The sequence below is a fragment of the Amycolatopsis dongchuanensis genome, from assembly GCF_039542405.1.
In the GTDB taxonomy this organism is placed as follows: domain Bacteria; phylum Actinomycetota; class Actinomycetes; order Mycobacteriales; family Pseudonocardiaceae; genus Amycolatopsis_E; species Amycolatopsis_E sacchari.
The window spans coordinates 1-831 of record NZ_BAABIB010000071.1 but is presented as its reverse complement, the minus strand read 5'-3'; the positions used below and the strand labels follow the sequence as shown (position 1 = coordinate 831).

Annotated in this window: 2 protein-coding genes; both read left to right on the top strand. The window is 67.3% G+C overall.

Annotation, left to right across the window (positions count from 1 at the left end):
- Window positions 1-94: 94 nt before the first annotated feature.
- The gene (locus ABFX51_RS16170) at window positions 95-370 is read left to right on the top strand and encodes a hypothetical protein (protein WP_346054136.1); all 276 of its coding nucleotides are present in this window, start codon (window positions 95-97) and stop codon (window positions 368-370) included.
- Window positions 367-783 (top strand): hypothetical protein, encoded by a 417-nt coding sequence (locus ABFX51_RS16165; protein WP_346054135.1) that lies wholly within the window; start codon window positions 367-369, stop codon window positions 781-783. Before ABFX51_RS16170 ends, ABFX51_RS16165 begins: the two co-directional genes overlap by 4 nt.
- The last annotated feature ends 48 nt before the right edge of the window (window positions 784-831 follow it).

Here is an 831-nt window from a genome sequence, read left to right as displayed (position 1 = left end):
CAACATGATCAACTACCGGACCGGCCAGCCGCCCACCGGGTTACGAGACATCCCTTAGTTGGTGTCCGGCCATTCAATCATTGACCGTGAAGGCATGAAGGATACGAACAATGCCACGCCTTCCACGCCGGAGCGAACCGTTCTTAAGGTTCGCCTGCCGGGCGCGGTGGCGTCTTTGCTCTACGACCTCGCCGAGCACCACAACATCCTCGACAAGCAGACGGCGGCCGGGGAGGTGCTGGGCGCAGCGCTAGACGAGATCGACACCGGCCGGATGCCCAGATGGCACGCCGGCCCGAGCGGCTCGACCCGACCGACGCTGACTCTCCCGGCGGCGTTCGTTCGTCGGCTTGAAGCAGGTGCGGCGTGAGCGCCCCGACCCGCGCCGTTCCTCGGGTCCGTCGAGTCGAGCGCCGCTACGTCGTGCCCGCGCGTGCGGCTGCCCGCGTGCGCGAGCTGGCGCGGGTACTGGGTCGGTCTGTGGATGACGTGGTGACCGTGCTGGCCGCGAGCGTCGGCCCGGAGCTTCTGGCCGACAGGGTGCGCCGCACACTCGTGCGGCCTGGGCGGTACCGGGTCGTGTCCGTCGCTGTTGACGCCGATACCTGCTCCCAGCTCCAACAGCTCGCCGAGCAAGCGAGCACCACGATTGCCGGTTGGCTAGCCGACCGGCTGACTGAGCAGGGTCCGGAGTTGATCGCCGATGTCTACCGAATCGGGCTGCTGCGGGCGCTGCTGCTCGCCCACGCGGCCGAATCAACGCAGGAAGTCGGTGCTGCCTAATGTTTATGTCAAGCAGCGGTAGCCGTGGTGTGTCGGTAGTCGGCCTGG